Source organism: Roseibium sp. QJM3NY_11 (assembly GCF_056173175.1).
Genome location: NZ_CM149660.1, coordinates 1,788,958 through 1,815,800, shown reverse-complemented (window position 1 = coordinate 1,815,800; position 26,843 = coordinate 1,788,958). Strand labels below are relative to the sequence as shown.

Sequence of the window (26,843 nt, the reverse complement as noted above, 5' to 3'; positions counted from 1 at the left end):
GGTGACGGTTGGGGGAAATTACGTAGACACAAGCCCTTAGCGTTGAAGCCAACAAAGAAAATTACAGGCAAATTTTATGAGTGATATAAGTTTTTTAGGTATTTGGGAGGCCGCATTCCCATATATGCCTGTTGTATTTTTTAGTTCTTTTGTGATAATTTTCGTAATTATATATAAGTTATTTGGAAGAATATTAAAAATTCAAGAAAAATATGGAGTCAATAAATGGATATACAGGATTATTTCTTTTACAATTACTGTGATCGTTCTGGATGCTGCGATTTTTGCGTTCGTTATCGTCGTTAAATTTTATCTCACAGGAGAATTTGGTTTATGAGTTCTGAATCAATCAATTGACCTGCCACGGGATTCTCCCTCGACCTTTGATGAAAGGCTGACCCAATTTGACAAATTCCCCGGCGTGTCCCGGGGCCGGACTGGAATTTTCCGGTATCAAGGCAGCGACTGGTTTGATCCGGAACCAGGTTTCGTCGAGCTTTGTTTTCCGCCGTCGTTCCGTCGGCAGAGCTTTGCCTGATCGATAAAGTCGCAAGGCAATCCGTTCGGGGCGGCACCACGGGGCAATTCCCGGTCCAGATGCGTTTCGATGAAGGCCTTCACGACGTCTTCTGAAAGCATGTAGTCGCTGAATTTCAGATGCCGGTGCACTTCGGTATGCTGATTGAGGGCGCACAGGTGTGCGAGATGCTCCGGACAATTCAAAACCTGCGCATAGGATCGATCGCCACTTTGCCCGGAGCCGCAAACCGCGGATTTTCCCGGGTCTCTCGGAACCGTTTTTTTCGGCTCATCACAACGGACTGTCTTGCGCCCGCCAGGGCTGTAGCGCTGTGTTTTTCCCGCCTGGGCACATTTCAGCTTTGCGGAAAGATCCTCCGGGAAAGTCAGGCTTGTCACGCTGTCATTGCCTGCGAAGGGAAGTTCGCTGTTCCAGCCGAACGGATCGCAGGGAAACGACATGACAAGCGCGCGCAAATCGGGCGGCTGACCGGCATCCATGGCAAGATGGGTGTCGTGCTGCCGCCGCATTTCGTTTTTCCAGGTTTTTCCTACCTCGTCTTTCTTCTTTCCATTTTCAGGGTTCACATCACAAACCGGGTGCCGGCACTGCCGCGAGCTGCGCTTGCCTTCGAAAGCGGGGGCCGTGACGATGACACCGTTGAAAAGACCGGGATGCCAGCGTTTGATCAGCAGGCTGGCCCAGCCTCCCGCTGAATGTCCGCCCACGAAGATCCGTTCGGGCGGATAGCCACGCTTTTTAGCATCTTCGATTGTTTGCAAGATCAGTTCAATCCGTTTGCAGACCCAGATTTTGCCGCCACAACCGTCTTCGTCGTGAGATGTGCCCAGCACGGTGCCAGTGCAAGGTGTCTCGACCCGAACCCTCAAACCTCGAATGATCTTCCCGTCGAGATGCCGAACCCAGTGTGGTCTTGAGTTGAGCAGCCAGTAGCAATCATGGCCGAAGTTCTTGTTGAACACTTCGGTCAGGACGTTCGTCGACGACCCGTGATTGAATATGAACAGAATTTCGTTCGAGCTGTTCGATCGGGCCAGTGCGGGACCCGGGTTCCCAAGACCGGTCAAAACCAGCACACATGTCAGGAAAAGCAAAATCAGGTTCGCTCTGCAGCTCATCTACCCCCCATGGCACGTCTTCAAAGGTCCCGTGTTCTGCCGACCCGCCTGTATTTTACGCTTCAACGCGTCCTGCGCCCCGCAAGTGACCTACCCGCCCTGCCCGTTTCCGCAGTCTCGCCAATTGATTGAAAATTGCAACTTTCAAGTTTTCTTGGCACTGCCTTTTTCGGCGCCTGTGCCTTCACAGGGTCCCGAACGGGCATCCTCCGGCAAGGTACTTTTCGATCTGCCGCCCCCGTCAGCGAGAATTTTCCACCCCCGGCGACCGCGCCGCCGGGTCTCCGGTCGCGGCACCCCGACTGGAGACCGCCAACCATCGTCCGGATACGCGAAAAGCGCGCAAATCCGCGCGTTGCCACCGGTCTCGCTCCGGTATTCATGCCATTGAATTCCAGTCGGAAACGGCCGTGTCACTTCGCCTGATCCGGATCGCGGAAGCCTGGGGTGCGTGACCCCCGTCCCCATTTGGGGATCGAATTAAGTTCAAATTTTCTGCATTTCAGGTTTGCAACCACGAACCTTCATACGGCCGGAACAGGTCGAAGCAAGGTCGCAACGACAACAAAGCTTCAGGCTTGCCCCGTCCGTTTACTGTGCAGGACGTGCTGGCCACCTTGACAAGAAGGATGCCCGAATTGGCACGCAAGGACCCCATCGATCACGCTCTCATGGCCGGCGAACCGCTGGCCCCCACGGCCTATCGGCTCGTACCGGTCGCGGCAACCGGGCTGCACGAAGTCCCGGGCGCCGCCGTGCTGGCGGCTTTTGTGACCGGCGATGCCGGCGGCACGGACCCGGCGCCGGTTTCCGCGCAGGATCACACGGCCCCCGAACCGGACATGAGCGAGGCCTATCAGAGCTGGCTCTCGCTCCTGTCCCGCTACACCGGCGGCCTCCACTGAGCCGTCCGGGGCTTTTCCCGATCCTTTGACAAGAAAACAAGCGCAAGTCCGAAACCTGCAGGTTTTCAGGCCTCCGGCCGATCCCGGCCGGAGGAATGCGGACACGAATGCGCATCGGAGGCGACATGACCTGGTTCTATAATCTGCGACTGACAAACAAGCTTTTTTGCGCCTTCGGCGTTCTTCTGACCCTGTTCGCGTTTCTGGGCGGCACCTTCGTGGTGACCCTGAGCGTGCTTGACAAGGAATTTACCGAATTCTCCGATCAGGGCAACGTTCTGGCGGCCACCGCGGAAATCACGCGTTCTTTCGCGAACCTCGAGGGAAGCACCAAGGAATTCATTTCCCGCTCCAGCTCCGAAAAAATGTCGGAGGCCGTGGCCGCCTATCATGAAGCCACCGTCCTGATCGAAAACAAGCTGAAGATCATGCACGATCCCCGCGAACTCGATCGGCTCAAGGATGCCCGCAAACATATCGATGCCTATTGGACGAACTTTCTGAAGCTCGCGGAGGAAAGAGGGCAGCAGAGCGAACTGATCGACGACAGGCTGCACAAGGCCGGCGACACCCTGCAGGAAGATTTGGAACTCGTTTTCGAACATGTTCTTGCAGGCGAACTGAAAGGCAGCAAACCGTCCGGGGCGCTCTCACTCGTGACAGATGCAATCATTCATCTTCTGATCGCCCGCGATCACGCCAACAGGTTTGTCTATGCCCACCAGAACACGAATCTGGACTACGCCCTCGCGGAAATGGACCGGGTAAGAAGAGATCTGACCGACAGTGCCATCGACAATATTTCCTCCAAGGACCGCGCCCTGATCGAGGACGCCATCAAACAGCTCGACATCTATATCGACGCCCTCGGGACATTCGAGATGCTTGATGACGACATCCGCCGGCTTGAACATGAGGTCATGGTCGAGGAAGCAAGTATCATTTCCAAAGACCTTGAGGAAATCAATGCCATCGCGGTCGCGTCGGAGCACGCGATCGAGGAACTGGTGCATGCCCAGACGAGCACCGCCATCGTGTTTGCGTCCGCCGCCACCCTCGCCGGCCTCATCATCGGCTTCGTGACGGCCTTCAGCCTCGGGCGGCTGATCAGCCGGCCCGTGGTCCGGCTGGTGCAGGTCATGCAGGACCTGACGAACAACCGTCTCGACGTCAAGATCGACACCCCCCGGGGCCGGGACGAAATCGCGGAGATGAGCCGTTCGGTGATCGTCTTCCATGAAGCCCTGGTCGAGCGCCAGAGACTGCGCGACGAACAGGCAGCAACCGAAGAGACCGTCGCGCGCCGCCGCTACGAACTGGACCAGATGATCGACGTGTTTGGAAACACCATTCGCGGCATCTTCCAGCGCATGTCCCGGTCTTCGTCGGACATGTCGGCATCCGCCGGGTCGCTCACCGAGATGTCCGCGATTACCGTCGACCAGTCCGCGGTTCTCGACAAGGACGCAACCGAAACCTCGAGCATGGTCCAGACCGTCTCTTCGGCGGCAGAGGAGCTGATTTCGTCGATCGAGGAAATCAGGCGCAACGCGGATCAGTCGGCGGAGATCGCCTCCGGTGCCTCCACCAAGGCCGAACAGACCCGCGACAACTTCAATCGCCTTCTGACCGTCGCCGGCCAGATCACCAGTGTGGTCGACCTGATCCGCGAAATTGCCGATCAGACCAACCTTCTGGCACTGAACGCGACGATCGAAGCCGCCCGTGCGGGCGAAGCCGGCAAGGGGTTCGCGGTGGTGGCCGCGGAAGTCAAGGAACTGGCGGCACAGACCGCCCGGGCGACCGCAGATATCAGCGAACAGGTCGGCGCCGTCCAGGAGACCGCTCAGAGCGCCGAAATGTCCATGAGCGAAATCTACGAAGCGATCGGCAACGTGACGGAAACCGCCGTCAGCATCGCCGCGTCGGTCAGTCAGCAGAAGGATGCCACCACGGAGATCGCGCGCAGCATGGAAACCGTCTCCCAGAATGCCTCCCGGGTGCAGGACAGCGTCTCGCTGATGCGAAGCAACGCCGACACCAGTTCCGAGACGGCGGACCACGTCATGACCGGCAGCAATGTGGTCTATGACGAGGCCGTCGTGCTCGGCTCGGAGGTGGAAACCTTCCTTGAGGCCATTGCCAGCCGCGGGGATGAAGAGACCTACCAGGTGCATGAGGTGAACTGGCCGGCGCGGGTCACCATGGACGCGCACACCGACACCGTGACGATGCGCAAGGTGACGTCCGCATATTGCGTGATCGACGTTGCCCTGGAAGGGGACGTTGGAACCCCGGTCCTGTTGCAGGCCGACGCACTGTCCGCACCGCTCGACGCCCGCATCGCAAAGGTGGAGGACGGCACCACCACGCTGCAATTCCCGCTCAAGCGCGACCATATCGAAAAACTGCACGCGGAACTCGAGCACAGGCTGCGGCAAGCCGCCTAGAGCATCTGCCCGCATGCGGGCGCATGAAGCCCAGGCGTCAGGGACGCCGTTCGGGACCGCGCATCGAGGCCACCGCCTCGTCGCAACAAACGGAGGGACCTTCCCCCACAAGGGACCTCCGGCTCCGGGGCCGGCAATTGTTCAGGCAAGCGCCGGCCCCGGGGCACCTTTCAGGAATGAAAACAGATCCGACTGCCGGGAGACGACAAGATGGTGACCATTGCATCCGCCTCGAGCCTGGACCGGGACCCGCGCACCGCGGTCCGGGACTGTCTCAGCCAGCTTGAAGCAGGCGCTGCGCCGGATCCGGGCCAGGACCCGGACAAGGCCCCGGACAAGGCCCCGGATCCGGATCCGGACCTTGTCATGATCCAGGTGAACGCCGCGCTCGACGTCGACATCATCCGGGAATGCCTGCGCGATCGTTATCCGTCCGCCGCCCTTCACGGCGCAACCTCCTGCCAGGGAACCATGACCGACAAGCGTCTTTGCTCGGCACCGGACGCGGGCATGGCGATCTGGACCTTTCGTGATGGCGAAGGAGACACCGGCACCGGCCTGCGCGACTACAACGGCGACCCTGGAGAGGCCGCGGCACATGCGATCCGGGACGCCATGGCATCCGTCGACCGGTTCGGAGAAATCCCGCAACTGGTGTGGGTGAGCGCCGCTCCGGGAGACGAGGAGGCGATCATTGCCGGCATTCAGTCCGTGGTCGGCGGCGGCGTGCCGATTGTCGGCGGCTCGGCGGCGGACAACACGGTTTCCGGCGGCTGGCAGGTCTTTGACAGGGACAGCACCACCGCGGCCGGTCTCGTCGTCAGCGCCTGGTTTTCCCCTCTGCGGATCGGCACGGCGTTTCACAGCGGATACCGGCCGACGGACCGCAAGGCGACGGTCACCAGCGCCCGCGGCAGGGTGGTCTACAGCCTGGACAACCGCCCCGCCCTCGATCTCTACCGGGAATGGAACGGCCCGGCGATGGACGCTCCCGGCGCAAATCCGATCCCCGATCCGGCTTCGCACACCGTCAATATCCTGCAGGCAACGACGCTTTCGCCGCTCGGGCGGCGCAGGGGCAATCTGGCCGGTGCGTCCATGTTCGTGCTGAGCCATCCGGAAACCGCACGGCCCGACGGCGGCATCAGCCTGTCCACGAATGTGGCCGAGGGCGAGGAATTGCACCTGATGGAGGGCACCGTTGAATCGCTCATTCACAGGCCCGGGAATGTCTGCAGGTCGGCGATGGACATGATTGAGCTCAACCCCGGCGACATCAAGGGCGCAATCCTTGTCTATTGCGCCGGCTGCATGCTCACCGTCAGGGACCGGATGAACGAGGTCCACGGCCAGATCACCCAGGCCCTTCCCGGCGTCCCCTTCATCACCGCATTCACTTTCGGAGAACAGGGGCCTGTTCTCGACGCGGAAACCCGGCACGGCAATCTGATGATTTCCGCCGCGCTGTTCGGAGAAACATGATGACCTGTCATGAGGAAGATTTGCGGGACGCCCTGCTGGAACTGGACCGTTTGGGCAAGAAGGAGACCTTGCGCAGGCGCGAGAGCGAATGCGTGATGCAGGTTCTCAAGGTGCTCACGGACGAGTCCGACGAGGAAGGCCTGCCGCAAATCATGCTGAACTGCCTGTGCCGGCTGTTCGAACTCGACGAGGCCGCCATCGTCTTCGACCCGGATGCACCCTTGGCCGCCGCGGACAGCCATGGAACCACGCCCGCCCTGACTTCGCCCGAAACCGCCGACTACTGCTTCTGGCCGGAGTTGCCCGCCTTTCGCAAGTACCTTGAAAAGGCGCCCCGCATCATCGCGGACAGCACTCGGGTGCCCGGCCTCCAGGACACCAGGACCAGGCACGGCTCCTTTCTGGCCGGCAGGCTGGGCTTGAGCGACGCGCGCGCGCTTCTCGTACTCTACAGGTCGCCCGGCCGGACACTTTTCAATTCGCAGGATCTCAGCCTGTTCCTGCGCATCGTCCCGATTGTCGACCAGGCTCTGAAACGCCGGCAACAGGGAGAGATCAGGTCGCGGCTGGAACTCGAATTGAGCGACCGGCAGAAGATGGAAAGCCTCGGCACGCTTGCCGGCGGCGTCGCCCACGAGATCAACACGCCGCTGCAGTATGTGACCAACAATCTCAGCTATCTGGCTGATGCGGCGGATCAACTGCTCACCTATGCCGGCGATCTGCGGACCGCCTTGGCCGAGGCACCGGCGGATGCGGCGGCGCTTTCCGGCCTGAAACAGTGCGCCGACCGGAAATGGACCGAAATGGACGGCGACTTCCTCACCGAGGATCTGCCGGACGCTCTCGACCAGTCCCAGGTCGGGCTGGAACGGATCAGCAAGATCGTCCGCGCCATCCGCGAATTCTCGCATCCGGCGGGCGACAGCGACGGTGAAATCGACATCAACCGCGAAATAGAAAACGCGGTCACGGTTTCCGAGAACCAGTGGAAATATGTGGCCGGCGTCGATCTGGACCTGTTCGGTGACCTGCCGTTCATCAGGGGCGCGTCGGACCATATGCGGCAGGTGCTGATCAACCTGATCGTCAACGCGACACACGCGATCGAGGACCGCAAGGAAGCCGGCCTCGAGGCACACGGCAAGATCGGCATCTCGACCTTCGTGACCAAACGCAACGCCGTGGTGACCGTGACGGACAATGGTGCGGGCATGCCCGAAAGCGTGCTTGCGAGGGTGTTCGACCCGTTCTTCACGACCAAGGCACCCGGCCGGGGAACGGGACAGGGGCTCTCGCTCTGCTACACCATGATCGTGCAGAACCTGAAAGGCCGGATCGACATGGAGTCAACGCCGGACAAGGGCACCACGGTCCGCCTGACCCTGCCCCTTCGCGCGGAAAAAGCGTTCGCCGACCAGGTCACGCACTCCTGAATGAAGACGACATGGCGTCGGCAATGTCGGAACCCCGCCAACAAGCGTGCAGAAAGCGGGCCCGTGCCCGGTCAAACACTCTGACACCGCGAGGCGACGCCATTTCCTTGTTCTCCGCAGTTGACCTATGTGTACGCAGTGGGCTTACCCGGTTCATGCGCGGTCCCGAAATGCGCAGGACCAGGGCCACAGGACGTGGGACCAGGGCCTGGGCCAGAGCCTCTAGGGTCACGGTACGAAGGACGGTGGACGAGGGATTGAGGACTGTGGAGCCGGAACGGCTCCGTCCCGCAAGATCCGCTCTCATGGAAGCCTGAAAATGACGGAAGGCCTGAAGCGGCCCGCCGGAAGACTTTCACTGGGACCCTTGCGCCGCGCGCGCGATCCACCCCACCGCGATTCGCGGCACCGATCATGCCGAGTGCCTCTTTCCAAGCTGCAAACCGGTTCCGGTCAATTGCAAAAGGCTTCGCAGTATTTCGTTGGCCCGGCCTCTGCCGGCCGGGTGTCAGGCGGCCTCGGAGCGTGCTGTGCCGGTCAGGTTCGGGCTGCCCGGCGTGACCGGGATCTTGACCACGAATGCGCTGCCTTCACCGCCATCGGACCGCACACGCAGCTTGCCGCGGTGCTTGATTTCGACAATGGATTTGCAGATGGCCAGCCCCTGACCGGTGCCCTTGCCCGGCGGCTTCGTCGTGAAGAACATGTCGAAGATCCGGCGCAGGTCGTCCGCCTGAATGCCCGGCCCGTTGTCCCGCACACTGATCGTGCAGACCTCCTCGTCCCGTTTCAGATCGATCCTGATCTCGCCCTTGCCGCCGGCGTAGTCCTGGCTCTGGGAATGTTCGGAGATCGCGTCGGCCGCATTCACGATCAGATTGATGATCACCTGCGACATGTCCCCCGGATAACACGGAACGATCATTTCCGAGCAATCAGGCTCAAACACCAGATCGGCGCTGTGGCGCCATTGGGACCGTGAGACGGTGGCGGCGTTCTCGATCAGCTTGACCAGGTCGGTCTCCGTGCATTCCGTGTCGTCCGGATGCGCGAATTCCTTGATCGACCGCACGATCTTTCCGATCGACTCGACACCTTCGGCCGCTTCCCCGAGCGCTGCGGGAATTTCATCCTTCAGGAAGGACCAGTCCATGTCTTCGAGCCGGGCGGCCCTGTCCGCCGGAGACTGCGTGTCCGCCACATCTATGAAGTCAGCCAGGTCCGTGAAGGACTCGCGCAGAAACTTGAGATTGTCGCCGATGAACTGGGTCGGCGTGTTGATCTCATGAGCGACACCGCTCGCCAGCGTACCGAGTGACTCCAGTTTGTGCGTTTCCATGAGTTCCAGCTCCAGCCTCCGGTTCTTCTCGTTGGCTTCGTAAAGTTCGCTCACATCCGTGTCGACCATGACAAAACCGCCGGAAACGATCGGCCTCTGTGTATGCAGCAGGGCCCTGCCCTCCATCCAGACGCTTTGCCAGCTTTGCACCGTTCCGCTTTCAAGCCGGCTGAGGCGGTCCTGGACGACCTCGGCCTGACCGTCGGCCTCCGCGGCCGGAGCCGCCGCATAGGCGGTCAGCAGAACATCTTCGAACAGATCGCCCGGTTTGCAGCGCTCGCTGTCGAGATCGTAAAGATCCAGCGCGGCCCTGTTGACGAACCGGAGTTCTCCGGATTCTCCTACGATGAAAATGGCTTGCGACACGCTGTTGATGGCATTGTGCAACAGGGTTTCGGCGAACTTCCGGCCGGCTTCCGCCTCGTCCTTCTCGTTCTTCGAGATCCGGTCATAATCCGCCAGTGCGGTCGACATCTTGTTGAACGCCCTGGCCGTGTGCGCCAGTTCGTCATTGCCCCTGACCGGCATGTGATAGCCGAATTCACCTGCCGCGACGCGCACGGCTCCGTCCCTGAGATGACTGAGTTGCCGCGTCAGGACCGTGCCGAGCAAATAGCCGAAAATGGCGACCAGCAACACTTCAAGACCCGCGATCGTCAGCATTCTGCGCGTGCCGGCCGCAACCACATCGTTCAAAAGAGAGGTCGACAAACCGATCCGGACCGAACCGAAGCCGGTCTGGCCGACTTCGATCGGCACGCTGACATCGAACCGCTCGTCTTCCACGTGGATGTCCTCAAGGGTGCCGACGTCATCCGGCAGGCCGACGGGAACACTGCCGCCTTCGGCAAGCACCAGCCCGTTCGAATTGCGGATCTGGACATAGATCAGTCCGTCATTGGCAAGCGCCTGGTCCACGAGCACGTCCAGGGTCGCCAGATCGAGTGCCACCACCGCATCGCTGGTCATCGTCGCAAGAAGCTTGGCGGAGGTCTGCGCCCGGGTGCGCAGTTCATTCTGGTTCGAGGACCGCAAGTCGTTGAGGCTGGTCAGGACAAGAATGCCCAGAACGAACACCTCGATCAGGGCAATGCCGAGAATGGTCTTCAGTTTGAATGACATGTCTCTTCTCCTGCCGACGCGATCTCCGTCTGGCCGGCGGTCAGGTTCAACGCACGCACATCATCCCAGGCGGCATCTCCGGCCGGGACGAAACCGGACATTCCGAGCGCTCCGAGCACGGCATCGTCGGCCAGGCCTGTCATGGCCGCCGCAACCGTTTCACGCACGTCAGCCGGCACGGCCGGCGCGGCCGCGAAAGCATGCGGCGTATAACCCTCGGTCCGGTAGAACACACGGAGCTGCGATTTGAGATCTTCGGGAAGATTGCCGAAGGTTCTCAGCACACCGCCGCCGGCCGGAAAGACGCCAAGCGCCACGGCACGATAGACCGAGTCGTGTGACTTTACATAGGCCGCTTCGAAACTGACGCCTGCCGCGCTCAGTTCGGCTCTCGGTATGACACTCGCGCCAAAGGCCGCCGGCGACGGAAACGCCAGGGTGTGACCCTCGAGATCTTCCAGTGCGGCCACGGAACTGTCGGACCGGGTCACAAGGATCCCCTTCAGTTTCTTGTCGGCCTGATGCGCGAACGCTTCATAGCCGGCCGTCTCGTGGACGACCGTGTAGTGATAGGGATTCATATAGGCAAAATCATAGGACTGGTCCGAAAGGCAGGCCTCGAATGTCGGGATATCCTTGGCGGTCGCGAACTTGAACTTGTAACCCGTTTCGCGCTCGAGCCGGTCCAGAAACGGGATCCAGATCTGGGCGAGACGGGTCGCCGACTGCTGCGGGACGACACCGAGGGAATAGACCTTTTCGGCGGTCGCTGTCCGTCCACCGGAAAAAAAGACTGCGGACGCACCCAGGAGCAGGGCGCAAATCCGCAAAGAGTTGAGAGGCTTGGAGAGTGTAAAATGATGCCGCATGGGGGTTCCTTCCGGTTTTCAGAAGCGTATCAACCGGTCTCCTGTGGAACGATCCCCATTTAGGGATAGATTGTCCTCCTTTCTGTGATGGTGAATTTTCAGGTAACGGAGGCCGGGTCGCTTTCGGTCTCGGACGGCGCCACGCTCTGGCGCCAGACCACGATCTGGGCATCCTGCTCGCCCAGGGATTCCACCGAGCGCAATCTCTTGATGGTCACTGCGCTCAACGGGCTGCCCGCGGCCAGCAGAAGCCGTCCTTCCGCATCGCGAATATCGGAGGCAAGCGTGTCGCCGGCAGCAAGTTCCGTGACCGAAACCTTCACTTTTTCCGCTTCTGCATTCCCGGCGAACACCTGATCTCCGCCGAGAGCCTGGTGCATGGCTTCCAGGATGGCCGGATCGTAGCGCGGCGCATTTTGTTCCAGCTCCGCCATGCACTCCTCGAACGAAGGTGCAGGCCCTGTCGCCACTTCGGCGAGATCGATGAGCGCGCACAGGATCCTGGCCGCCTCCGGCAGGTTTTCCCCTGCCACATCATCCGCCGGAAAGCCGCTGCCGTCATAGCCTTTCCTGCAGTAGTAGATGGCATCTGCGATGCCTTCCATGCGGGGAATGTTCAGCACCAGGTCGCGCGCCTGGGCCGCCGCCTCGTTGACGACACGCTTTTCCTCAGGTGTCAGGCTGTCGCCGTTCAGGTAGCGGTCGGCAAGACTGTCCGGCAGTGTCAGATAACCGAGTGTGCACAGCATGGCCGAGATTCCCTGCTCCAGGGAGGGTTTCGATCCGAGCGCCTTGTTGACCATGCGCGTCCACCGTTGAATGAGCGAGGCCCTGAGATGTGCGTGGGGGCGGGACATGGCGACAATCTCGACCAGCATCTTGATGCTGCCCGACAGGGTCTGTTCGAGCAGTTCGCGCTCCGCGACCATGGCCTGATGATGATCGATCCCCGCTTCGATGACCTTTTTCAGATCCTCGGAATCGCAAGGTTTCGTCACGAAGCGGAAGATGCGGCCGTCGTTCACGGCGCTCACCGCCGTTTGTTGGTCGTTGTTGCCCGTCAGCATGACCCGCGTGGTCGACGGTGCTTTCCGGGCGATGATCCCGAGCAGCTTTATGCCGTCGACCCCCGGCATGTTCTGGTCGCTCACCACAACCGCGAACGGCCCGTTGGTCTGTATCTGCTTGAGGGCTTCCTGGGGACCGTCCGCGGTCGTCACGTCGACGAATTTCCGCAGGACCCGGCTTGCCGCGTGAAGGACGTGAACTTCGTCGTCCACCAGAAGGACTTTGCGGTTCTCGCTCATGTGACTGCCTCGCTCGATAGGGTCTGGAATTCTTGCGCGGCGATGGCGCCCGCGATCAGTTTCGGCCAGTGTTCCTGGGGAGCTTGCGCATTGGTTTCGGCAAGCCCGAGAAGCGTTTTTCTCAGAATTTCCGGCAGTCCGAGAAGAACCGTCAGAAAGGCGGCGCGCAACGCGGCCTGCGCAAGCGTGCCGGAGGCATCGACCGCGCTGCAGCGAAGCCCCAGGCCGACCACATAGGCCGCCGACAGCGAGTCGGGCTTTTGTGTCAGCTCGGCGCAGGCGTCCATCGTCGCCCTGGCCAGGCAATGCGCTTCCGTAACGGCAGCGTTTTCGCCCGCTTTCGCCCGGCTCTGCTGACCGAGCCTGCCGGCCTCGAGCAACTCCCGCAGCCTGTCTGCGCCCACATGCGAGACGGCCTTTCGGATGCTGCACGTCGGGAAGGGTTGCTTGAAATAGGCCGAGTTGCACAACTGCAGCATGCGCAGGGACAGGCTCGGGTCCTTGCGGACGATATCGGCGATCCGGTCCAGGCAAGGTTCCTCCTGTTCCAGATGCGCCTGCAGTTCGGTGACGATGCCCGGCGGGGTTCCGAGCCTGTCCAGCATCGACATCTCGACCGCGCCGTTTTCGAGCTGGTCGTGAAGCTGGGCATCGACGACATCACGAATGCCCGCCACGATGGCTTCCGGGGAGCAGGGTTTGGCAAGAAAACGGTGACTGCGCCCGACGATGCGGTAGATCTCGTCGGGCTTCGCTTCGCCCGACAGCACGAAGCGGATAATCTTCGGGTGATGTTCGGAGATCCACTCGAGCAGCCGGGTGCCGTCGACTTCCGGCATCTTCATGTCCGTCACGATGATGTCGACGGTCTCGCAGGTGATCACCCTGACCGCTTCGACGCCGCCCTGCGCGAAATGGAGATCCCATTCATCGCGGTATCGGCGAACATGCCGGCGCACCGCGCTCAGGATGTTCGGCTCGTCATCGACAAACAGGACGCTCACCTTTCTCGTCATCGCAGTTCTCACGCTCCTTCAGGGTTGTTGCGCGCGAAGATAGCGGGGACGGGAAGCTCTGCGTATCCCCAATTGGGGACGGTCCGCAGGCAAGCTCCTAACGGGACCGGATCAGAGCCGCCGGCGTTGTCAGGATCAGCTGCACCAGGTCGACCTGACGTCTCACGCCCAGTTTCTGGAAAATGCGTTTCAGGTAGGTCCGAGCGGTCTCCAGGGTCACATTGCAGTTCGTCGCCGCGTCCTCGACGGTTCCCCCGCTTGCGATGGTCTGGGCAAGCACCGCTTCAACACGGGTCAGGCCGAACAATTCGACAAGGCTGTCGACGGACGGCGGCACGGACCGGCCGGGAACGGTGAACATGATCGCTGCCCGACCCTGGCCCACCGGCGTGATCACCGCCATCAGCGGTTCGAAATCCTCCGGATCGGACACCGTGACGAACTTCGGCGACACGTCCATTTCCTCGGCGGCTTTTTTCACCGCCTCGCGGAATTCGGTGCGGGCCTGGGTCCCGGACACGTACACCGTGCCGTTCCTGTCGACCACGATGCCCCGGTGGGACTTCAGAACCTCATCGGCGCTTTCATTGAAATAGACGACCTTGCCGGCACCGTCGACGACCGCAACGGCGGGGGTCATGGCCGCAAGAGCCGCCGTCGCCATGTGGCCCGGTTGCTCCCGCCGGGCCGCCACCGCGGCCAGGGCCACCTCGATGGCCTCGATCAGGTTCTCCGACGCACAGGGCTTTGTCAGGAACCGGAACACCCCCGTTTCATTGATCGCATCGATCGCGGAGGCAAGGTCGGCGTTGCCGGTCAGCAACATGTATTCGGTGTCGTTCGAGCCTGTCTCGCGCATTCGGCCGATCATCTCGATGCCGTTCAATACCGGCATCCTGAGATCGCTGACGATCACGTCGAACCGCGTTTCTCTCGCAAGCTCGATTGCCGCGCGCGGATCGCTCTCGAAGCGCATGTCCCAGCGTTCCTGCTGCGGTCTCAGGACCCGCCGCAGGGAACTCAGCATCATCGCCTCGTCGTCAACGAAAAGAACAAGCTTCCTGTCACCACTCATCCCGCGACGTTAGCTTCACAAGGTAAGCAATTGTATAATGATCGACCTCTCCTGAACCGAAACCTGTTTGCCTGTGTTGCCGGCCTGTGTTGCCGGCCTGTTTTTACGGCCTGGGTTGACGGGACCCTGTCCGACCTGTTTTCGTTCCGTCTTTCCGGATTTCCGGCTTTCCGGAAAGCTGGAACGGTCTGCGGGAGTGGTCGGACAAGGTCCCATCAAGCTCGAGTGTTCTCAGTTGAGCCGATCACGGGTGGTCAGCACATAAGGCGAATTGTTCATTTTACCGAAGGACAGCGGCTTGCTGTAGAAGTACCCTTGGGCAACCTGATAGCCGATCGAGGCGAACAGGTCCCGCTGGCCGGATGTTTCGATCCCTTCCACGGTCAGGCGCGCATCCATCTGCTTCGCCAGCGCGCCGACCGTCCTGGCAACGTCCCGCGCCCGGTTGCTCTGCAGCGCCTTGGCGACGAAACTGCGATCGATCTTCAATTCGTTCCAGTCGAAGTCGGTCAGATAGGACAGCGCGGAATAGCCCGTGCCGAAATCGTCCAGCGAAATGGCGATACCGAGCCTCTTCAACCGGGTCAGCGTTTCGTAGACCGTTCTGCTGTCGCCGATAATGACCGATTCCGTGACTTCCAGCTTCAGCCGTCCCGGATCCAGGCCGGTCTCCAGAAGCACGCTCCTGGCGAATTCGGGCACATCGTCCTGAACGATCTGCAGGACGGACAGATTGACGGAAACACACGGGTTGCCGCGCATGGTCACTGCATCCTCGCAGGCCGTCTTCAGGATATGCCGGCCGATCTGCACAATGCCGCCGACCCGCTCGGATGCGGCGATGAATTCCGGCGGCGGGATCATGCCGAGTTCGGGGTGGTTCCAGCGCGCAAGTGCCTCCATACCGACCATCTTGCCGGTCCGCAGGTCGAATTGCGGCTGATAGACCGGGTAGATGTGATTGAATTCAATTGCCGACTGCAGCTCGTCCTCGATCTTTTTCTTGCGCAGCTGAGCCGCCCGCAAGGGCTGGGAATAGACCGCGACACCGTCGGCGCTTTCAGTGGCGGCCTCCTGCATGGCAAGGTCCGCCCGCAACAACAGGTCGCGCGCGCAGCCCACCGCCGGGCCGCCAAGCGCGACGCCCGCATGCCCCTGCAGACTGATACACATGTCGCCGCACTGTTTGGCCGCGCTGACGATCGCAAGCAGCATCAGCGCCAGAATGCGCAACTCGGTGACGGTCTCCACGCCCCGGACCAGCAGAGAGAATTCCGCCCCGCCGGTCCGCGCGATCATGTTGCGATGATGCAGCAACCCGGCATAGTCCGACAGGTCCTGGCCGAGCATCCCGATCACCCGATCTCCGAAACTGTAGCCGAACTGGACATTGAGATTGTTCAGGCCGCTGATTTTCAGAACAACCACGCCATAGCCCTGTGCCTCCGGCCGGTCCGTGAACGCTTCGTTGACCCGTTCCAGGAATGCTTCCCTGTTCTCCAGACCGGTAAGCGTGTCGGTATTGCACATCTGGCGAAACCGGATGTCGCTGCGTTCAAGCGCCCGCCGCTGCTGCCGGATACTCCAGCCCTGAAACAGGCTCACCAGCAGCAGCACCGGAATGACCAGAAGGATCGCGATCAGCAGCAGGAGCTGCCGGTCGGCCCGGTTGTCGAATGCTTCCTGGTTTTGCGCGGCAAGGGTCTCGATCCGGTCCCAGTCGACGGCATCGAACTTCTCGCCGGCGTCACCGATCCTCCCGGCAAGACCAACGACATCGGCCTTCGGGCCGGAATGTTCGAGAACTGCAACGTCCTCGCGGACCTTTTTCAGGTCATCGGCGATGCCTGACAGGAGGTCCCGGAGGTCGCCGTGAGGTGCCATGGGCAAAGGCGGTGCCTGGGCGGCCACGGCCTGAAAACCGTCCAGCGTCTTCTGGAAATGCTGCTGCGCTTCGCGGGCGCCATTGCGATTCGCGTCACCGGAGGCGGTCAGCAGGACAGACTGAAGGCTGGTCAGTTCGGACGGCGCATGGAACAGATAGGCCAAGGCCTGCTGACGCGCGTTTTGTGTCCTGAGCGCGTCGGTCGAGCTCAGGAAACCGAGTACACCGCCCAGCAACACAACGGCACCGATCCCGCAAATCAAAAGGGCTGCGCTTCCGGGCGCACCGGGAAGGAGATTTCTGCCGACCATGTTCATGTCTCCGCTGCTGCCCGAAAGGTCCTGAAGATCCTGCGTGGCATCGGCGGCTATATGCGCCTATCGTCTTCCGGACCGATATCCTCATTTGGGGACGATGTTTTCGAAGACCGGGCCGGCAGGCCTGTCCCGGCCCGACCGGTCTTCGAACATGAACCACGCCGGAGACCGGATCCGGTTCGTTCAACCGGGCAGCCATTGAAGAAAACCGCTTCGGATGGAATAACTTCAGTCAAATTCAATCGCATCATTTCGCGATACGTTGTGAAAGGAATGAAGGATGGGCAGAACTACCTGATCCCGGTGGATGCGGATTTGTGCACTCCAACGTCGATCGAGCGGGAAATAACGCAGCTGAAATCCATCATGACCGTCATGGAGGAGGTCCCGATCAGCCTCCTCTTCATCGATGCCTGCCGGAACAATCCGTTCGCCGAGAAATTCCGGAACTACGCGGCCATGTTCAAAAGCATCCCCGCCAGTCTCGCATTGAGTGGTGTTCCCGGGGAATTCTGCGGCCAGGTTGACGAATACGATGCCGGGCTGGTGCGCAAGGTGCAGGCGTCCATGAACGCGAAAGGCATCACTTCGGGCAAGCCGGACGGATCGCTCGGCCCCAATACCAGGAAAGCCATCAGGCGCACCGGCAAGGAGCTTCTCGGCCGGGACGTTGCCGGCATCAAACCGGACCTGCTGCTTGCACTGGGCCTGCCGGAAGAGGAGTTCAGGCAATACGTCCTGTGCCGGTGAGCCGGCGGCAAGGGCGCCTTTGAAGGCCCTTCCCCGTCAGCCCTCGCTTCGCGGCAAACGGATGGTGAAAGTGGTGCCCTCGCCCCAGGTGCTGTCGACCGAGATCTGGCCGCCATGGCCGACATTCACGATCTTGAAGACGATCGCCAGGCCCTGACCGGTACCCTTTCCCGGGGCTTTGGTCGTGAAAAACGGATCGAAAACACGGGTCCTGTCCGTATCCTTGATCCCGGTGCCGTTGTCCTGCACACGGATGACGACATTGTTCCGTTCCAGACCGGTCGAGATGCGGATTTTCCCGCCGCCGGCGGGGGCCCGTTCGGCGATCGCGTCGGTGGCGTTGCCGATCAGGTTCAGGATCAGCTGATGCAGGTCCCCCGCGTGGCCGAGCAAGCCCGGAAGATCGGGATCCAGCTCGTGCTCGACCTCGGCAATGTTTTTCCAGCTGTTGCGGGTAACGGACAGGGTGGTGTCGATCACCGCGTTCAGATCCACCGGCGTCATTTCCGTGTCGCCGGGATGCGAGAACTCGCGGATGGCGGACACGATCGAGGCAACCTGTTTCAGTCCGTGAAGGGATTGCGCGATTGCCGAGGGGGTTTCCTCCAGCAGGTAATCGATGTCGAGTTCCGCGCGCTTGCCGGCCAGGGTCGCCGCCAGCTGCTCTCGGCTGACCGGCTCCCCCTCCGCTGCCAGCGCGCCGTCGACAGCGCCGAGAAACGCGCCGACGGCCCCGCACACTTCCTGAAGGAAACTGACGTTGTCGCCGATATACTGGATCGGCGTGTTGATCTCATGCGCGACGCCGCTGGCGAGCGTGCCCAGCGCTTCCATCTTCTGCGCTTGAACAAGGCTGCGTTCCAGAACCTTCTTTTCCTCCTTGGCGGCAAGATGCCGCCGAATGTCGAGAATGATCCAGAGCCTGAGGTCATTGTATCCTATGAGCGAACAGGAGATCCTGACCGGAATCTCTTCGCCGGACGCCTGCCTGGCAAATCCCTCTACGGTGCTGTCATCGATCTCCGGCTGCGCCCCGGCACGTGCCCGGACCCAGTCCAGAAAGCCGGCGGATCCCGAAAGCAGGTCCGGCAGCGACTGGCCCGGCGCAGCTCCGTCCGGCAAGGCGAACAGCCCCCGTGCGACCGGATTCAGGCGTTCGACCTCAAGCGCGCTGTTGGTCAGGATGAGTGCGGCGGGACGTGCATCGAAAACGGCGCCAAGGACCGCGCGCTCGCGGCCGATCAGTTCGGCCTGCTCCGCGACGTCCTGATTGGCCTGAAAGAGCTCGAGGCTCTTTTTCTCCAGCAGCCCTTCCGCGGCCAGGCGGGCTTGTTTCTCACGGGCGAGGCGGCGCTCCAGGGCTTCATAGGAAAGCTGCTCCAGGGTCATCTCCTCCTGAGCGTGAACCGCGCGACCTGATCGCCGTCTTCATCGGGCAGATCGGTGCGTTCCAGATCGACAGTCTCGCCGTAGTGCTCAATGGCCCCCAGCAGCAGGCCTTCCGCCAGATCGGCCATGTGCCGGCTGGAGCGGTACAGAAGCGAAAGCCTGGTTTCGCTTTCCAGAGTTGGCGCAAGACGCGGCAATTCGGCATCCGGGTAAAGCTTGAGCACATCCACGTGGATCTGGTGCTCAATGGCCTGAGCGAACTGGAAAATGTCGCTGCAGGACTGAAAGTAATTTGCATGGTTCCGGCTGAACGATTTCAGCAGGTATTTTCCGAAGGCAAGCAGCAGGTCCCGGACCGGGACCTCGGTGCGGGCACTCAGGTGCCCGACAAGCGCCTGCATTTCGGAGGCATCGTAATGGCCGACCCCGGTATACCCGCCTTCGTTCGGAAGGTCCGCATCGACAATTATTGTCTCGGTCATGTTCGGACCGAAGGTTTCATCCACCAGTCCGAAAAATTCGTTGAAGACAATTCCCTTCATTGCCAGCTCTCCAGCATTGTTTCGAGGGAAATTATCACGCACAGGTGAACGGAACCTATCCCCGTTTGGGAACCCTGTTTCAGGTCGCCGCAGCCAGCTGTTCCGGTTTCCGGTTCATGATCGACAGGGCCGCGCACATCATCAGCGGGCCCACGCCCTTTGAATCGTCATCGACGACCGGCTCGCTGAGGTAGTAGCCGGATGTCCCGTCCCGGTAAGTCCCCTCGAAACCGCCAAGACCCGCGACCTCGCAGATGCCCGTCATGTACTGCCTGCCGTCGCTGTCCGTCTTGACGGCCCGTTTACACAGCCGGGAAAAGAGGTCCTCATGGATCGGTGCCATCAGTCCGAGCATCTGCGCCCGTTCCAGGGCATAGACAAACATCGCCGACGCGGACATTTCCGGATAGTTGCTGGCAAGGTCGGGCGCATCGATCACCTGGAGCCACAGGCCGGAGGACGTCTGCAGTTCGAGAATCCGTTTCATGAGGGCGGTCGTTTCCACTTCCAGCGGCGAAAACGCCTCCGGGCCGACCAGGTCGGCAACGTCGACCAGACACATGGCCAGCCAGCCGAGCGCGCGGGCCCAGTGCGCCCTGGAACGACCGGTCTCGCGGTCGGCCCATTTCTGCTGCCGGGCTTCGTCGACACCATGCGCGTAGAGCCCGGTTTCAGGCACGAAGGTTTCCCTGAGCGCCGTCTTGATCTGCGCAAGCGCGTCCGTCACCAGCTCCTGCCGGCCACTCACATGCGCGTAGCCGATCTGAAAGGGGGCGGCCATGTAGAGACCATCCAGCCAGATCTGCCAGGGGTAGCGGAGCTTGTGCCAGTAGACGCCCGACCGGGTCCTGGGCTGGGAGGCCAGTTGCGCGGCAAGAAGCTCCGCGCAGCGCATGTATTTCGCATTGCCGGTCAGCGCGTGAAGATACAGCAGCGTGCCGCCGGACTTCACGTTGTCGATATTGTATTCGGACAGGTTGTAGCCCGCGAGCCGGGGGCCGGAGAGGATCTGCCGATCGGCGAGGCGTTTGACATGGGCAAGCCAGCGGTCCTCGCCGGTCACCATGTGAAGCAGTTCCAGGCCCCTGTAGATCAGGCCGTCCTCATAGCACCAGTTGCCGCCCTTGTAAGGCTTGTAGGCCGCCGCGTAGTGGTCGAAAAACTCAGTCAGCATCAAGAGGGTCCCCGTCGATTATGCTTACGCTGCCGGTGACTTCGGCAAATTCGGAAACAAGACGCGCGTGGCGGCAGGCCGCGACACCGGCCGCCATGAGTGGAACACCGGCCTCCGCTTGCGGATCGAAACTCACCTGCATGTTCTCGATGCGAATGCCGGCAAACGGGGCTTCGGGCAGTCCCAGCAGGGCGACCGCGGCAAGCTGAACGTTCAACGCCACGACATTCGCGATGGTGATGTCCTCGACACACGGCGTGCTGCTGGTCACTTTTCCCGGAAGGCGGGACTGGACCTGATCGCTCATGCCGTCAGCGTCGCAGAAATAGAAGGCATTGGCGGAGACTGCTGTCGCGACCCGGTCCATCGAGACATCGGACATCACAACGCGCGCCACCTTGCCGCCCCGGCCCCGGCGCGTCTTGATGCGCAATCCGCGGTCGGTGCCGAAAAAGTGGCAGTTCCTGATCGAGACATCGGTGATCTCGCCGCTCATTTCAGAGCCCAGCACGACCGCGCCATGGCCCCGTTCCATGAGGCAATGCGAGACGGTGAGGTTTCGTGTCGGGGCGAGATGATCGGTGCGCGCACCGTGCCGCTTGCCCGCTTTCACCGCGATGCAGTCATCGCCGACGGAAAAATGAAGTCCCGTCAGAGAAACGTTCTCGCAACTCTCCGGGTTGAGACCATCCGTGTTCGGGCTGTCCGGCGGATTGACGATCTTCAGGGCCGCGGCCACGACATTGCGGCAGCAATAGGGATGGATTGTCCACGACGGGGCGTTGCGCACCGTCAATCCGGTCAGCTCGACATCGCTGCAATGGGCCAGGAAAACCGTCCGGGGCCTGCGGGCATCGCGGCGCGTTTCCTTGGGCCAGCGCCACCAGTCCCCCCTGTCGCCGCCGCCATCGAGAATGCCCTCCCCCGTCAGCGTGACGTTGGCACACCCGATCGCGTTGACGAGCGCGGCGAAGCTTTTTTCCGGAAGTCCTTCCCAGGTGCCGATGACCCGCCCCGCGTCGTCCCTTTCCGGCAGGATCGGCCATTCACGCCAGTCGCTGACTGCCGCAAGTTCAGCGCCTTTCCGCAAGTAGACCGTCATGCGCGACTGCAGGAAAAGCGGTCCCGTGCAAAACCTGCCGGCAGGAACCACAAGGGTGCCGCCGGGCGGCAACGCGTCGATGGCGCGCTGAAGGGAACCGGCATTGTCCGGAACGCCGGGATCGGCCCCGAAATCGGTAATGTCGACTTGGCCGGAACAGGGCCGCGTGGTGAAGGTCACCTCGCCCTGCGCGGTTGCCAGCGTGTAGGTCGTATCGGGATCGAGCCCGTCAAGCTGAAGCACCGTCCTGTCGGCGGCACTGGCGTGGACCGTGACGCCGTCTTCGGACGTCACGGCATAGGGGACCGTCTCGGGCAGCCAGAAAGCCGCGCCGTCAGGTGCAAGAAGCAGCGTCGCGGTCCGCGAGGACCGTGCGATGAGGGACATGTGCATGGAAAAGGACACTTCGTTTGAAGCCTGGCGGCCGGGCACTCCGGCCGCCAGGCAGTCAGTCGGTCACCCGGTCAGGAACGGTAGTCTTCGATGGCTTCATTGACGCCGTCGATGATTTCCTGTGCCGCTTCGGCAGCTTCGAGCCGGCCGTAGGCGTACATTTCCAACGTGTCCAGGAAGACGGTGCGCACATCCGGGTGCTCGTTGAGCGGCGACACCGTCGGCCCCGTGCTTTCCATGATGATGGCGTTGGCGGCCGCCAGTTCGGGACGGATGTTGCCGGCTTCCGAAAGCTGGCTCGCCGCGGCTTTCGACGCCGGCAGGCCACGGGTGGTGCCGAGAGCAGAAATCCCCTCCGGTTCGTTCAGCAGGCAGTTGAGGATCTGCGCCGCCGCCTCCTTGTTCTCCGACCGTTTGGAGATCGAGAACATCATGGACGGCTTGCGGTAGACCCCTTCCGTGACGGCTCCATCTTCCTTCAGGAGTTTCACCGGAACAAGTTCCTGGCCTTCCTGCAGCGGGTCGGAATACTTGAAGAAGGTGGAATCCCATTCATAGGATCCCGCAATCCGGCCGTCGGTCCATTCCGGCTTTTCATAAAGCCGCGCGTTGCCGGCCGCGTTTGCGGCCTCCTGGGTCATGGTGACACCGGTTTCCATCATCCTGCCGTAGAACTCGATGGCCCTGGTCAGCTCTTTGGGTGTCCAGGCCACGGTGACCGTTTCGGGATCGATCAGGTCCTTGCCCGTCATCTGGGTGGTCTGCAGGGACACCAGCAGCGCCGCGGTTTCCGCGATGGCATTCATCGGGAAATATGCGTCGCCGAGCTTCTCGCGGATCTGCGTTGCCGCCGTGAAGAGTTCGTCCCAGTTCGTCGGCAGCGCCACACCGGCCTTGTCGAAGGTGGTCTTGTTGAAGAAGAACACCCGCCCCGTCGTGGAGACCGGCAGGCCGTTGAGGTGGCCGTTCACCGTGGTGGAGGCAAGTTGCCCGTCCGTCCAGTTGTCCAGCTCAAGCGTGCCGGACAGGTCGTTGAGATCCGCGAACCCATCCCCGTTGGCGGAAAACAGCGGCAGCCAGGGCCAGTTGATCTGCATGATGTCGGCTTCGGTACCGCCGGCGATCTGGGTCGTGACCTTTTCCAGATGTCCGGACCAGCCGGTGAATTCCGGCTTGATCGTGTGGCCGTGCTTCTCGCCGCAGACCTTCAGGGCCGCCTGCGTCGCTTCGTGGCGGCTGTCGCCGCCCCACCAGCTCATGCGCAGTTCGGCGGCATTGGCGCTGAACCCGAAACTCGTGATCGATGTTGCTGCCAGCAACACGCTCAGGCTCTGTTTCAATCGTGTCATTTCATCCTCCCATGACAGAATTTTTCGGGGTTATCCGAGCGAGATGTTTTCTTCGCTGTACCGGTCGAAAAGATGAACCTTCGCTCCGGTGGGTTTGACCGCGACACGATCGCCGCGTCGTGGCATGGCGTCGAGGTGATCGCTGGGGACCACCGCGACGAAATCGGCATCCGCCGCCCTCAAATGGACATTGATTTCATGGCCGAGAAACTCGACTGCGGTGACCTCGCCCTGCAGGGCGTTATCGGTTCCCGGCGTGAGCAGTTGCAGATGCTGCGGCCGGATGCCGAGCTTGACCGGCCCTTCGGTCAAGCTCAGCCGGTCGGCGAGACCGGTCTCAATGCTGATCGTCTGGTCACCGACGGTCAGATGCGGCACGTCCTGTGTCGTCAGCACCGCGTCGACAAGGTTCATCTCCGGCATGCCGATGAAGCCCGCGACAAAGGCATTCGCCGGCCTCTGGTAGAGCGTTGTCGGATCGGCGACCTGCATGATGTGCCCTTCGCGCATGACGCAGATGCGGTCCCCCATCGTCATGGCTTCCACCTGGTCATGGGTAACGTAGACGACCGTGGCCGGGCGGCCCTCGGCCCTGAGCCGCTTGTGCAGATCGGTGATCCTGACCCGCATCGACGCGCGCAGTTTCGCGTCCAGGTTCGACAGCGGCTCATCGAACAGAAACACCTCGGGCTGCTTGATCAGCGCCCGGCCGACGGCCACGCGCTGCGCCTGTCCGCCCGAAAGCTGCTTGGGCAGGCGTTCCAGCAGCTCCTCGATTTCAAGCACCCTGGAAACATCTCCGGTCGCACCCGCGATTTCCTGTTTCGGCCGCCTCTTGAGACGCAAGCCGAACGACAGGTTGCTGCGGACCTTCAAGTGCGGATAGAGCGCGTAGTTCTGGAACACCATCGCGATCCCGCGCTTGCCGGGAACAACGTCGTTGACAAGCCGGTCGCCGATGCGGATCTCCCCTCCGGTGATGGTTTCCAGGCCCGCGATCATCCGCAGGGTCGTCGACTTGGCACAGCCGGACGGGCCGACCAGCACCATGAACTCGCCTTCCGCCACGGTCAGGTCGATGCCGTGGACCGCCTTGAAGCCGCCGCCATAGGTCTTTTCGACCGATTTGAGTTGAAGCTCAGCCATTAGCCTTTGACCCCTCCGGTGGAGATCCCCTCGATGAAGTATTTCTGGGCGATGAAGAACACCACCAGCGACGGCGCCAGCGTGAGCACAGACATTGCCAGGATCTGGTTCCAGTCGAACGCCTCGGTGGTGTCGATGGACAATTTGAGCGCCAGGCTGACCGGGTAGTTTTCGACCGACGAGATGTAGATCAGCGGCCCGAGGAAGTCGTTCATGGTCCACATGAACTGAAACAGGCAGACCGAAATGATCGCCGGCATCAGCAGCGGCACCACGATATAGACCAGCGTCTGCAGCGTGTTCGCCCCGTCGACCCGCGCGGCTTCCTCCATGTCGCGCGGGATCGCGCGCAGGAACTGGATCAGCATGAACACGAAGAACGCATCTCCGGCAACGGCGGACGGCACCCACAGGGGCAGGAAGCTGTCCAGCCAGCCGATGTCCCGAAACAGCAGGTACTGCGGGATCCGGGTGACCACATTCGGCAGGAGAAGCGTCGCGATCACAGTCGCGAACAGGATCTTCTTGCCGGGAAAGTCGAACCGGGCAAAGCCGTAGGCGACCAGCGTGCAGGAAATCGCGGTTCCGATGACCTTGGGCGTGATGATCAGGAACGTGTTCCAGAAGAACCGGGCGAAGGTGTAGGGCGTCGAGGTTTCCCAGCCGTTGATGTAGCCCGACAGCGTCGGCTGATCCGGCCAGAAGGACGGACTGGCGAAGATTTCCGCGTTGGTCTTGAACGACGCGCCGATCAGCCAGATCAGCGGATACAGCATGACCAGCCCGACGATGGTCAGGACCGAATAGCGAAGGACACTCGAAACCAGACGGCGGCGGCGCAGCTTGATGTTGATGGCCGTTGCCGGTTCGTCGCCGCGCACCGCCCTGCCTGTGTTGAAATCGACGGATGACGTCATGATCAGCTCCTCCTGTCGCCGGCGTAATAGACCCACTTCCTGGAGGACCAGAAGGCGACGACGGTCAGAACCATGATGATGACGAACAGAACCCAGGCGATCGCGGAGGCATAGCCCATGTCGAAACTCTTGAACGCCTTGTCGTAGATGTAGAGCGGCAGCAGGTAGGTCGACTTCAACGGCCCGCCCCCGGTGATGATGTAGGGCCCGTTGAACTCCTGAAACGCCTGCACGGTCTGCATGATCAGGTTGAAGAAGATCACCGGCGTGATCAGCGGCAGCGTGATGTAGCGGAACAGGTGCCAGTGGTTGGCTCCGTCGATCGAGGCGGCTTCGTACAGGGACTTGTCGACCGACTGGAGCGCGGCGAGAAAGATCACCATTGCGGAGCCGAACTGCCAGCATCTCAGCATCGTGATGGTGATCAGGGCGTTCTGCGGATCGCCGAACCAGTTGATCGGCTCGATGCCGACGGCGCCAAGGATCATGTTGACGAGCCCGGCTTCGGCGAAGATGTAGCGCCACAGAACCGCGATCGCGATCGAGCCTCCCAGAATGGACGGCACGTAGTAGGCCGTGCGGAACAGGTTGATCGCCTTCAGCCGGTAATTGAGGATCACCGCGATCAACAGCGCGAACACCAGCTTGATCGGCACGGTCAGGAACACGTAGAGCAGCGTCACGCTCAGGGACCTTTCAAAGGTCCGGTCCCGCGTCAGGAGCTTGGTGTAATTGTCGAGACCCGTCCATTTCGGCGAGGACAACAGGTCATAGTCGGTAAAGCTCAGGTAGAAGGACGCGACGAAGGGAAACGCCGTGAACAGGAGCAGGCCGGCGACATAGGGCGCAACGTAAAAATAGCCGAGATATCTGCTGTCCCCTCCCATCATGCGGTCTCCGCCGGGTTTGCCGTCTCGGCGGAAACCCGGATCACCGGTGCAGAACGGGTATCATGGCGCAGCCCGGAAACCGGCATCGGATCTGCAGTTTCGGCGGCCGGGACGTGACCGCCTGCCCTTTCGCCGGAGCGGAGAGCCAGTCCGGACTTTGAATATTCGAAATATTTCATGTCTTTTCGCAAAATAGCACCAGACGACCGGTGACAGGCATTGCCGCCACGGTGCGCGAATGGCACATTCTCCCCCCAGAACAGGCGGCATTTCGTGAAAATGCCTGCCGTTTCAGTTTTCATTGTAGCGTTCACGATCAGCAACCCGAA

Annotated in this window: 21 protein-coding genes; 5 read left to right on the top strand and 16 right to left on the bottom strand. The window is 61.4% G+C overall.

The genetic code is table 11. The features are described from left to right. Window positions 1-453 precede the first annotated feature (453 nt). A complete protein-coding gene (locus AC0VX3_RS08275; protein ID WP_475524305.1) occupies window positions 454-1,659 on the bottom strand; it encodes a hypothetical protein in 1,206 nt (401 codons plus the stop codon). Window positions 1,660-2,297: 638 nt separating this feature from the next. Here AC0VX3_RS08275 and AC0VX3_RS08270 point away from each other — a divergent pair. The 4 genes from AC0VX3_RS08270 (at window position 2,298) to AC0VX3_RS08255 (ending at window position 7,932) form a co-directional block, all read left to right on the top strand. Then, entirely contained in the window at window positions 2,298-2,564 is a 267-nt protein-coding gene (locus AC0VX3_RS08270; protein WP_475524304.1) for a hypothetical protein, read from the top strand. 125 nt (window positions 2,565-2,689) lie between these two features. Further along, window positions 2,690-5,014: a methyl-accepting chemotaxis protein gene (locus AC0VX3_RS08265; protein WP_475524303.1), complete on the top strand. Its 2,325-nt coding sequence runs from the start codon at window positions 2,690-2,692 to the stop codon at window positions 5,012-5,014. 210 nt (window positions 5,015-5,224) lie between these two features. After that, window positions 5,225-6,496, top strand: a complete 1,272-nt coding sequence (locus AC0VX3_RS08260; protein WP_475524302.1) for an FIST signal transduction protein — start codon at window positions 5,225-5,227, stop codon at window positions 6,494-6,496. Then, window positions 6,493-7,932 carry a sensor histidine kinase gene (locus tag AC0VX3_RS08255; RefSeq protein ID WP_475524301.1) on the top strand — a complete coding sequence of 480 codons (1,440 nt, stop codon included), beginning with the start codon at window positions 6,493-6,495 and terminating at the stop codon, window positions 7,930-7,932. The genes AC0VX3_RS08260 and AC0VX3_RS08255 overlap by 4 nt, the downstream gene beginning before the upstream one ends. 508 nt (window positions 7,933-8,440) lie before the next feature. On the opposite strand, the gene AC0VX3_RS08250 is transcribed toward AC0VX3_RS08255, so the two are convergent. The 6 genes from AC0VX3_RS08250 to AC0VX3_RS08225 all read right to left on the bottom strand — a co-directional run bounded on the left by AC0VX3_RS08250 (window position 8,441) and on the right by AC0VX3_RS08225 (window position 16,856). Then, window positions 8,441-10,393: an ATP-binding protein gene (locus tag AC0VX3_RS08250; RefSeq protein ID WP_475524300.1), complete on the bottom strand. Its 1,953-nt coding sequence runs from the start codon at window positions 10,391-10,393 to the stop codon at window positions 8,441-8,443. Next, window positions 10,378-11,262 carry a phosphate/phosphite/phosphonate ABC transporter substrate-binding protein gene (locus AC0VX3_RS08245; RefSeq protein WP_475524299.1) on the bottom strand — a complete coding sequence of 295 codons (885 nt, stop codon included), beginning with the start codon at window positions 11,260-11,262 and terminating at the stop codon, window positions 10,378-10,380. The genes AC0VX3_RS08250 and AC0VX3_RS08245 overlap by 16 nt, the downstream gene beginning before the upstream one ends. 98 nt (window positions 11,263-11,360) lie before the next feature. Next, window positions 11,361-12,569 carry an HD domain-containing phosphohydrolase gene (locus AC0VX3_RS08240; RefSeq protein WP_475524298.1) on the bottom strand — a complete coding sequence of 403 codons (1,209 nt, stop codon included), beginning with the start codon at window positions 12,567-12,569 and terminating at the stop codon, window positions 11,361-11,363. Next, a complete protein-coding gene (locus AC0VX3_RS08235; protein ID WP_475524297.1) occupies window positions 12,566-13,585 on the bottom strand; it encodes a response regulator in 1,020 nt (339 codons plus the stop codon). The genes AC0VX3_RS08240 and AC0VX3_RS08235 overlap by 4 nt, the downstream gene beginning before the upstream one ends. A gap of 97 nt (window positions 13,586-13,682) precedes the next feature. Then, window positions 13,683-14,660 carry a DNA-binding response regulator gene (locus AC0VX3_RS08230; protein ID WP_348150135.1) on the bottom strand — a complete coding sequence of 326 codons (978 nt, stop codon included), beginning with the start codon at window positions 14,658-14,660 and terminating at the stop codon, window positions 13,683-13,685. A 231-nt stretch (window positions 14,661-14,891) separates the two neighbouring features. Then, window positions 14,892-16,856, bottom strand: coding sequence for a putative bifunctional diguanylate cyclase/phosphodiesterase (locus tag AC0VX3_RS08225; protein ID WP_475524296.1), 1,965 nt, complete (start codon window positions 16,854-16,856; stop codon window positions 14,892-14,894). A 279-nt stretch (window positions 16,857-17,135) separates the two neighbouring features. Between AC0VX3_RS08225 and AC0VX3_RS08220 the strand changes: the two genes are divergently transcribed. Then, on the top strand, window positions 17,136-17,612 hold the full coding sequence (locus AC0VX3_RS08220; protein WP_475524295.1) for a peptidoglycan-binding domain-containing protein: 477 nt from the start codon (window positions 17,136-17,138) through the stop codon (window positions 17,610-17,612). Between the two features lie 36 nt (window positions 17,613-17,648). Here AC0VX3_RS08220 and AC0VX3_RS08215 read toward each other — a convergent pair whose 3' ends face one another. The 9 genes from AC0VX3_RS08215 to AC0VX3_RS08175 all read right to left on the bottom strand — a co-directional run bounded on the left by AC0VX3_RS08215 (window position 17,649) and on the right by AC0VX3_RS08175 (window position 26,837). Beyond that, a complete protein-coding gene (locus AC0VX3_RS08215; RefSeq protein ID WP_475524294.1) occupies window positions 17,649-19,001 on the bottom strand; it encodes a sensor histidine kinase in 1,353 nt (450 codons plus the stop codon). Continuing rightward, window positions 18,998-19,543, bottom strand: coding sequence for a heme NO-binding domain-containing protein (locus AC0VX3_RS08210; protein WP_475524293.1), 546 nt, complete (start codon window positions 19,541-19,543; stop codon window positions 18,998-19,000). Before AC0VX3_RS08210 ends, AC0VX3_RS08215 begins: the two co-directional genes overlap by 4 nt. Window positions 19,544-19,622: 79 nt before the next feature. Then, window positions 19,623-20,717 carry a glycoside hydrolase family 88/105 protein gene (locus AC0VX3_RS08205; RefSeq protein ID WP_475524292.1) on the bottom strand — a complete coding sequence of 365 codons (1,095 nt, stop codon included), beginning with the start codon at window positions 20,715-20,717 and terminating at the stop codon, window positions 19,623-19,625. Then, window positions 20,707-22,212 (bottom strand): polygalacturonase PglA, encoded by a 1,506-nt coding sequence (pglA, locus tag AC0VX3_RS08200; RefSeq protein WP_475524291.1) that lies wholly within the window; start codon window positions 22,210-22,212, stop codon window positions 20,707-20,709. The genes AC0VX3_RS08205 and pglA overlap by 11 nt, the downstream gene beginning before the upstream one ends. A gap of 71 nt (window positions 22,213-22,283) precedes the next feature. Next, the gene (locus tag AC0VX3_RS08195; RefSeq protein WP_475524290.1) at window positions 22,284-23,561 is read right to left on the bottom strand and encodes an ABC transporter substrate-binding protein; all 1,278 of its coding nucleotides are present in this window, start codon (window positions 23,559-23,561) and stop codon (window positions 22,284-22,286) included. Between the two features lie 30 nt (window positions 23,562-23,591). After that, on the bottom strand, window positions 23,592-24,707 hold the full coding sequence (locus AC0VX3_RS08190) for an ABC transporter ATP-binding protein (RefSeq protein WP_475524289.1): 1,116 nt from the start codon (window positions 24,705-24,707) through the stop codon (window positions 23,592-23,594). Further along, on the bottom strand, window positions 24,707-25,624 hold the full coding sequence (locus AC0VX3_RS08185) for a carbohydrate ABC transporter permease (RefSeq protein WP_475524288.1): 918 nt from the start codon (window positions 25,622-25,624) through the stop codon (window positions 24,707-24,709). The genes AC0VX3_RS08190 and AC0VX3_RS08185 overlap by 1 nt, the downstream gene beginning before the upstream one ends. A gap of 2 nt (window positions 25,625-25,626) precedes the next feature. Further along, window positions 25,627-26,511, bottom strand: coding sequence for a carbohydrate ABC transporter permease (locus AC0VX3_RS08180; protein ID WP_348150424.1), 885 nt, complete (start codon window positions 26,509-26,511; stop codon window positions 25,627-25,629). Next, on the bottom strand, window positions 26,511-26,837 hold the full coding sequence (locus AC0VX3_RS08175) for a hypothetical protein (RefSeq protein ID WP_475524287.1): 327 nt from the start codon (window positions 26,835-26,837) through the stop codon (window positions 26,511-26,513). The genes AC0VX3_RS08180 and AC0VX3_RS08175 overlap by 1 nt, the downstream gene beginning before the upstream one ends. Between the last annotated feature and the right edge of the window lie 6 nt (window positions 26,838-26,843).

Excerpts from the sequence above, each read along its gene's own strand:
- AC0VX3_RS08275 (WP_475524305.1), bottom strand. The coding sequence starts at position 1,659 with ATGAGCTGCAGAGCGAACCTGATTTTGCTTTTCCTGACATGTGTGCTG.
- AC0VX3_RS08265 (WP_475524303.1), top strand. The coding sequence starts at position 2,690 with ATGACCTGGTTCTATAATCTGCGACTGACAAACAAGCTTTTTTGCGCC.
- AC0VX3_RS08260 (WP_475524302.1), top strand. The coding sequence starts at position 5,225 with ATGGTGACCATTGCATCCGCCTCGAGCCTGGACCGGGACCCGCGCACC.
- AC0VX3_RS08255 (WP_475524301.1), top strand. The coding sequence starts at position 6,493 with ATGATGACCTGTCATGAGGAAGATTTGCGGGACGCCCTGCTGGAACTG.
- AC0VX3_RS08250 (WP_475524300.1), bottom strand. The coding sequence starts at position 10,393 with ATGTCATTCAAACTGAAGACCATTCTCGGCATTGCCCTGATCGAGGTG.
- AC0VX3_RS08245 (WP_475524299.1), bottom strand. The coding sequence starts at position 11,262 with ATGCGGCATCATTTTACACTCTCCAAGCCTCTCAACTCTTTGCGGATT.
- AC0VX3_RS08240 (WP_475524298.1), bottom strand. The coding sequence starts at position 12,569 with ATGAGCGAGAACCGCAAAGTCCTTCTGGTGGACGACGAAGTTCACGTC.
- AC0VX3_RS08235 (WP_475524297.1), bottom strand. The coding sequence starts at position 13,585 with ATGACGAGAAAGGTGAGCGTCCTGTTTGTCGATGACGAGCCGAACATC.
- AC0VX3_RS08230 (WP_348150135.1), bottom strand. The coding sequence starts at position 14,660 with ATGAGTGGTGACAGGAAGCTTGTTCTTTTCGTTGACGACGAGGCGATG.
- AC0VX3_RS08225 (WP_475524296.1), bottom strand. The coding sequence starts at position 16,856 with ATGGTCGGCAGAAATCTCCTTCCCGGTGCGCCCGGAAGCGCAGCCCTT.
- AC0VX3_RS08220 (WP_475524295.1), top strand. The coding sequence starts at position 17,136 with ATGAAGGATGGGCAGAACTACCTGATCCCGGTGGATGCGGATTTGTGC.
- AC0VX3_RS08215 (WP_475524294.1), bottom strand. The coding sequence starts at position 19,001 with ATGACCCTGGAGCAGCTTTCCTATGAAGCCCTGGAGCGCCGCCTCGCC.
- AC0VX3_RS08210 (WP_475524293.1), bottom strand. The coding sequence starts at position 19,543 with ATGAAGGGAATTGTCTTCAACGAATTTTTCGGACTGGTGGATGAAACC.
- AC0VX3_RS08205 (WP_475524292.1), bottom strand. The coding sequence starts at position 20,717 with ATGCTGACTGAGTTTTTCGACCACTACGCGGCGGCCTACAAGCCTTAC.
- pglA (WP_475524291.1), bottom strand. The coding sequence starts at position 22,212 with ATGCACATGTCCCTCATCGCACGGTCCTCGCGGACCGCGACGCTGCTT.
- AC0VX3_RS08195 (WP_475524290.1), bottom strand. The coding sequence starts at position 23,561 with ATGACACGATTGAAACAGAGCCTGAGCGTGTTGCTGGCAGCAACATCG.
- AC0VX3_RS08190 (WP_475524289.1), bottom strand. The coding sequence starts at position 24,707 with ATGGCTGAGCTTCAACTCAAATCGGTCGAAAAGACCTATGGCGGCGGC.
- AC0VX3_RS08185 (WP_475524288.1), bottom strand. The coding sequence starts at position 25,624 with ATGACGTCATCCGTCGATTTCAACACAGGCAGGGCGGTGCGCGGCGAC.
- AC0VX3_RS08180 (WP_348150424.1), bottom strand. The coding sequence starts at position 26,511 with ATGGGAGGGGACAGCAGATATCTCGGCTATTTTTACGTTGCGCCCTAT.